At 72.0% G+C, this 6,137-nt stretch carries 4 protein-coding genes and 4 pseudogenes; 5 read left to right on the top strand and 3 right to left on the bottom strand.

The genetic code is table 11. The annotated features are described in order from the left end of the window. Nucleotides 1-448 precede the first annotated feature (448 nt). A complete protein-coding gene (gene cbiE / locus ACY45C_RS02400; RefSeq protein ID WP_462186030.1) occupies nt 449-1,942 on the top strand; it encodes a precorrin-6y C5,15-methyltransferase (decarboxylating) subunit CbiE in 1,494 nt (497 codons plus the stop codon). Between the two features lie 60 nt (nt 1,943-2,002). On the opposite strand, the gene ACY45C_RS02395 is transcribed toward cbiE, so the two are convergent. After that, complete coding sequence (locus tag ACY45C_RS02395; protein ID WP_462186029.1) at nt 2,003-2,941, bottom strand: FadR/GntR family transcriptional regulator; 939 nt, start codon at nt 2,939-2,941, stop codon at nt 2,003-2,005. Between the two features lie 213 nt (nt 2,942-3,154). Between ACY45C_RS02395 and ACY45C_RS02390 the strand changes: the two are divergent. The 4 genes and pseudogenes from ACY45C_RS02390 to ACY45C_RS02375 all read left to right on the top strand — a co-directional run. Beyond that, nucleotides 3,155-3,235: pseudogene (locus tag ACY45C_RS02390) on the top strand (sulfite oxidase-like oxidoreductase); the annotation flags it as partial. 88 nt (nt 3,236-3,323) lie between these two features. Further along, nucleotides 3,324-3,725 (top strand): annotated as a pseudogene (locus tag ACY45C_RS02385) (hypothetical protein); the annotation flags it as partial. A 16-nt stretch (nt 3,726-3,741) separates the two neighbouring features. Next, a pseudogene (locus tag ACY45C_RS02380) lies at nt 3,742-3,855 on the top strand (hypothetical protein); the annotation flags it as partial. Between the two features lie 286 nt (nt 3,856-4,141). Further along, on the top strand, nt 4,142-4,813 hold the full coding sequence (locus ACY45C_RS02375) for a hypothetical protein (RefSeq protein WP_462186028.1): 672 nt from the start codon (nt 4,142-4,144) through the stop codon (nt 4,811-4,813). 39 nt (nt 4,814-4,852) lie between these two features. Here ACY45C_RS02375 and ACY45C_RS02370 read toward each other — a convergent pair whose 3' ends face one another. Both ACY45C_RS02370 and ACY45C_RS02365 read right to left on the bottom strand, forming a co-directional pair. Next, nucleotides 4,853-5,779, bottom strand: a complete 927-nt coding sequence (locus ACY45C_RS02370; protein ID WP_462186027.1) for a CAP domain-containing protein — start codon at nt 5,777-5,779, stop codon at nt 4,853-4,855. A gap of 76 nt (nt 5,780-5,855) precedes the next feature. Further along, nucleotides 5,856-6,137, bottom strand: a pseudogene (locus tag ACY45C_RS02365) (allophanate hydrolase subunit 2 family protein); the annotation flags it as partial.

The following is a 6,137-nucleotide window of genomic DNA, read 5'->3' as shown; positions in this document are numbered from 1 at the left end:
CCCCATGGTGCCCGATGCTGCGTTTGGGCTTCAAACGTCCTGGCGCGATCGGGCCATGTGAGAATTTACCCGGCCATCCTATGCGCAGGTCTCGGAGCGATCCTGGTACCTTGGCGTACAGATGTCTGCTCTTCCTGTTCCTGGGTCCGTCTGCGATCCGGACTTCGAAGGCCACACCGATCGCGGAGCCGGCGTGCAACGTGTCGGGGATCGCATTTCACCAGGAATTGCTACCCGATACGGTGGTGATTTTCCATCCCCTGGCCGTCGGCGGCCTCCGTGCCCGGCGGCGGCTGATATACCCGCGACCCGCCGCGGCTCGGTGGGACGCGGTTGCGCGGCAGGTGGCGGAGGTCGCCGACCAGGTCTGTCCGGACGCGGCGCACAGCTATTCTTGATCCTCCTGACCGACGCGCTACGCTCGCCTGTTGTGTCTGATACTGCCGCCATGTCGGCGACCGCGCCCGGATCCGGTGACGTCACCAGATTCGGGTCCCCCGGGCCGGTGAGCTCCGCCGACATCGGTGCCGACTCAATCCCCTCCGCTGTGCGCGTCACCGTGGTAGGTATCGGGGCCGACGGCTGGGCGGGGCTGGCGCCGACGGCCCGTGAGGTGGTGCGCGGGGCGGCCGTGCTGTTCGGCGCCGATCGCCAGCTTGCCCTCGTGCCCGAAAGGATCGACGGCCAGCCCGTCGGAGGCCGGCGGGTGCCGTGGCCGTCCCCGCTGCTGCCGGCCCTGCCCCGCCTGCTGGCCGGGCACGCCGGCACCGGCGGTCAGGCGGGGCGGGGTGAGCTCTGTGTTCTCGCGAGTGGTGATCCGATGTTCTTCGGGATCGGCACCACTCTGGTCCGGCTGCTGGGAGCGCACCGGGTGCGGGTCCTGCCCCATCCTTCGTCGCTCTCCCTGGCTTGCGCGCGGCTCGGGTGGGCCGTGGACGACGTCGACGTGGTGAGCGCGGTTGGGCGCCCCCTCGCGCAGGTGCAGGCCGCACTGGCGCCGCGTCGACGGCTGCTCGTCCTCAGCTCCGACCGGGCCACGCCCGTCGAGCTCGCCACCCTGCTCGTCGGGCGCGGGTACGGCGAGAGCCTGCTGACGGTTCTCGACCGGCTCGGGGGGCCGGACGAGGCGCGCCAGAGCGCCCCCGCCTCCGCCTGGGTCGAGGCCGGTGCCCGGGCCTGGGCCGCCGTGGAGCACCCGGGCGGGGCCGCCTCGGTCGTGCCGCAAGGGTCGGTCGTGCCGCCGGGGTCGGCCGTGCCGCAGGTGCCGTTGCGCGAGCCGGCGGACCTCAACGTCGTCGCTGTCGAGCCGGTGCCCACGCCGTCCGCCCCGCGCCGCCCGCGGACGCCGGGCTTGCCTGATGACGCGTTCGAGCACGACGGTCAGCTCACCAGGCGGGAGATCCGGGCGGTGACCCTGGCCCGGCTCGGACCGGTCCCGGGCGAACTGCTGTGGGACGTCGGATCGGGCTCGGGCAGCATCGCGATCGAGTGGATGCGCACCCATGGCACCTGTCGTGCGATCGCGATCGAGCCGCGGGCGGAGCGCGCCGACCGGATCCGGCGCAATGCCACGGCTCTCGGCGTGCCGGCGCTGCGGATCGTGCCCGGCCGGGCGCCCGAGGCCCTGGCCGGGCTGCCGGCGCCGGATGCCGTCTTCATCGGGGGCGGCCTTACGACCCCCGGGCTGCTCGACGCCTGCTGGGCGGCGCTGGGCGGACGTGGCCGGCTCGTCGCCAACGCCGTCACCCTCGAGTCCGAGGCGCTCCTCGTCTCCTGGCACGCCCGCCTGGGCGGTGATTTGGTCCGGTTGTCAGTGAGTCGGGCGGTCCCGATCGGTGGCTTCACCGGATGGCGCCCGGCGAGGCCGGTGACCCAGTGGACGGTGTGGCCCGCCGCCCACCATCCGTCGGTCCGTCGATCCGTCGAAAATGTGGAGGGTTAAGCACGGCCGGCGGCCTGGAAGCCGTGACCAACCCTCCACAGTTTGATTCAGCAGTTCGATTCAGCTGAGCAGGTCCAGCACGCACCGGTCGGCCGGACCGCCGGGGATCGCGTGGTCGGGGGCGGCGAGGTGCCGGTGCCAGAGATCGGCGGCGCCCTGTGTGTCGCCGGCCTCGATGAGGTCGATGAGCGTGGCGTGTATCCGGCGGGTCGCACGGGCGGACGATCGGTCATCGGTGGCGACCGCGGCGAGACTGGTCTCCTCCGGACGGTTGTCGGCACCGGGGCGACCGCCGTGGCTGTTCGTGAGCTCCACGAGATGCTGGAGCATCCCGGTGATCACGGTCAGTGTCTTGTTTCCGGTCAGCTCCACCACGGCCAGGTGAAAGGCGGCCTGGGCCGAGGCGAGCGCGACGGGATGGTCGGCGGCCTCGTCACCCTCGTGGAGGAGCTGGCGTAGCCGGGCGACGTCGGCGGGATCACGCCGTTCGGCGAGCAGCGCCGCGCACGGCGGCTCGATGACGGCACAGGCCTGGTGGACGTCGCCCAGGGCGGCGCCGCGGTGTTCGAGGACGAGACCGGCGTAGCGCGCGGCGACCTCGGGGCTCGGGGTGTGGACCCGCGCGCCGCCGTGGGCCCCGCGCCGCACGAAGATTAGCGCCTCCGCCTCCAGCACCCGGAACGCCTCGCGCAGGGTGGGGCGCGAGACCCCGAACTGCGCCATCAGCGTGGGTTCGGGCGGTAGGGCGTCACCCTCGCTGAGCTCGCCGCGGATGATCCGCCGCCGCAGCTGGCTGGCGACGAGTTCCGCGGTCTTGGGTACCCGCACCCGCTGGCCGACCGGGGACGCGGCGGCCGAACCCGGCGTGGCCGAGACCGGGGCGGCCGGGACGTGGGCGGGCGAGACCGGGGGCTCCGGGTCCGGGGTGGCCTCCGTGGTGGATGCCCCGGCGACGGACGTGCCCGGGATGGTTCCCGCCGGAGCGGCTGGCCATGCCATGAGCGGTCCTCCTGCACAGCGGGCGTCGATCGTTGCCTAATGATCGTCGGATATCGGTGGACTGTGTGGCATATTTATGTTAAAAGACGGCGATTCGTCCGGATTGTCGACATCGTGGCCTCAACATCATGCTTGGCGAAAGGGCGCGCCCGATCCACGGCATGACACCGACGTGGCCTGACGTGGTAGGGCCTGACGTGGGATGAGTGCACGATGGGTACCGTCTCGCCGGGCTTTCAGGGCCGTCGGCGGTCCGCGCCCCCGCGCCTTCCTCCTGGTCAGTACCTGCGTGAACGCGGCGATCAACATCCTCCGGAGTAGTCACGTCTGCGGGCCGAACGGCTTCTTGTCGGCTTGGTCTCGCTTTCAACGGTGATTTCCGATGTATGGTCTACTGGGATATTTGTCGGTCCCGGTGGGGAGCGCCCGCGGACGCGGTCGCCTGACGATCGACGACGGTCCGCATCCAGCGTGGACACCGCGGATGCTCGACGTCCTGCGCCGGGCTGGACCGGCTGGCCCGCGGGTTGAAGAACGTCACCGACTCCCGCACGGGCACGCGGAAGGGCCGCCGGGGCGGCTTTCCCCGGTTCAAGAAACGCGGGAAGGCCCGCGACTCGTTCCGCTACACCACCGGCGCCTACGGGCCGGCTGGGGATCGGCACGTGAAGCTGTCCCGGATCGGCCGGGCAGTGCCGGTCGCCGTAGACGCGCCGCCACCCTCGGTCGCCTCCATACCCGCGTCGCCTACCAGCGCCGCGACGGGCTGCGCAAGCTTACGACCAGGCTTACGACCAGCCATGACGGCGTGGTCGTCGAGGACCTGCACGTGGCCGGGCTCGAAGACCTGTTCCGGCTGTGGCGGGCGAAACCCAAGCCTCACCCTGTCGGACCGTATCTTCGCCTGCCAGTCCTGCGGGCTGATGATCGACCGTGACGCCAACGCCGCGGTCAACCTGAAGCACCTCGTCGCCGCCAGTACGTCGGAGACGGTAAACGCCCGTGGAGGCGCCCAGCCGTTCAGTCATCGCACACCGGCGCAGATCCGGGCCGAGATGGTCCGCGCCCAGTCGGTCATCGTCGACGCGGGCGGGAAACCGCCCGGCTCTTCCGCGCGCCGGGTGGTGACTGGTCGCCGGCGAGGGTTCATCGGCACCGGGCGGGGCACGTTCCTGGCGTTGGCCACGGAAGGAGCTCCCGATGACCCACGTCGCCGACATCGACTCCCCCTGGTTGGGCGCCTGGCGCATTCCCCGCAGCCGGGGTGCGGTCAGTGGTCTGCTGCTGATGCTCTTGGGAGTGTGGGGGGCGCTGATTCCGTTCATCGGGCCGTACTTCGACTTCGCCTTCACCCCGAACAGTGCCTGGACCTGGACGTCGGCCCGTTTCTGGTTGGAGGTGCTGCCGGGTGCCGCCGCGTTCGTCGGTGGGTTCCTGCTGTTGATGAGCTCCACTCGGGGCACCGCCGCGCTGGGTGCGTGGCTCGCGATTGTCGCCGGCGCCTGGTTTGTCGTCGGCCCGACGCTGGCGGGCCCCTGGGACCTCGGCGCGCTCGGCCGGCCGGTCGGTGGGTCCGCCCGGCAGGCGCTCGTCTGGATCAGTTTCTTCTACGGCCTCGGCGCCGTGATCCTCTTTCTCGGTTCGACCGCGTGGGGTCGGCTGAGCGTGCGGGGGGTGCGCGACGTGGCCGCGGCGCGCCGTCAGCGGGAACTCCGGGAGCAGGCGGCCATGCGCCCGGGCCCCCTGGCGGAGCCGGAGGTCTATCCCAGCGACCGCCTCAGTGCCTCGGTTCCGGCCGAGGGTGCTCCGGCCGAGGGAGCCGAGGAACGCACGGGCGCGTTCGGCCGTCATCGGCGCCGCAGCCACCACTGACGGAAGGATCCGTCGGGGGGAACAGGGGAAGCGTGCGTCTCAGGGCCGGCCGTGCGCCTCAGGGTGGGCTGAGCGTCTCGACCCGGAGTGGTTTCGTGGGTCGGCACCGGCGAAGTCCTGCGTCCAGTAGGTGCCGTACGCGCCGCCGGTGGCGTAGCCCACGCCGATGGCGGTGAAGGCACAGGTGAGGATGGTCGTCCGCCGATCGGCGCTGTCCATCCACATCTGCACGGTCCGAGCCGCGGTGAGCGATCTGGCGGCGATGTTCTCCCCGATGAGATCGGCGGTGTACCCGTTGGCGGCCAGCCGCTTGTCGAGGCCGCGACCGTCCCTGCCGGTGTAACCGAAGTAGCCGTTCGCCGCCATGTCGGCGCTGTGCGCCTGCGCCGCGGCTGCCAGCCGGGCGTCGACCGTCAGCGCGCCGCAGTCCGCTCGGACCCGCTCGATATTGGTCAACCGGACCACCTCGGCGGCCTCGGTGCCGGTCCGGGGCGGGGCGACGGGCGGCGTCCGCGTCGAAGCCGGAGCGGGGGCGCTCGTGCCCGGAGCGGGGGCGCTCGTGCCCGGTGCGACGAGGGGCGCCTGCACCGGAACCGGCAGGCGGGCATCGTCCGGCAGGCCCGCGGGCGGTTCGTCGGTCCGTGGCGGTAGCGGGGCCGTGGCCGTGGACAGGCCGGACGACGCCGTCGGCGATGTCCTCGCCGGCTCCGCGACCGGTTCCGGGTGCGGCTGCGTGGTCGGTTGGGCGAACGACCCCGCGGTGAGCTCCGTGTGCGCCGCCCCGGACGGGTGCGGCGGGATGGGAGTCGCGGCGATCGTGATCTCCTGGTCGGCCCGGGCTCCCGTAGACGGCGTCGCCGACGCTGCCTTGCCGGCGGGAAACGCCTGGCAGGCCGTGGTGAGCGCCGCTGCGAGGGCGGCCACGGACGCGGCGGCGATGACGGTCGTGAATCGAACCGAACCCATAAGGCCTCCTCGGGTCTCCCCCCCGGGAGCAATACGAGCAAAGATAACGAATTTCGCGGGTGGCGCTCCTCGCCTGTCATCTTGTGGTCCAGCCGTGGTAAGGCCGGAACCGGATGCGCTGGCCGGGCCGGCATTGCGCGGCCAGGTGCAGATCCTCGGACGCGACGACGCCCAGCATGGGATAACCCCCGGTGACCGGATGGTCGACGAGGAAGAGGACCGGCCGCCCGTCCGGGGGGATCTGGATTCCCCCGGTGACGACGGCCTCCGAGGGTAGCTCCGCGGTGATCCGGCGGCGTGGCGCCGGCCCGAGGAGCCGCACGCCGACCCGGTCGCTCTGGGCCGTCACCTCATAGGA

The sequence above is a fragment of the Frankia sp. CcWB2 genome, assembly GCF_977927585.1.
This window is presented reverse-complemented; position numbering and strand designations above follow the sequence as displayed.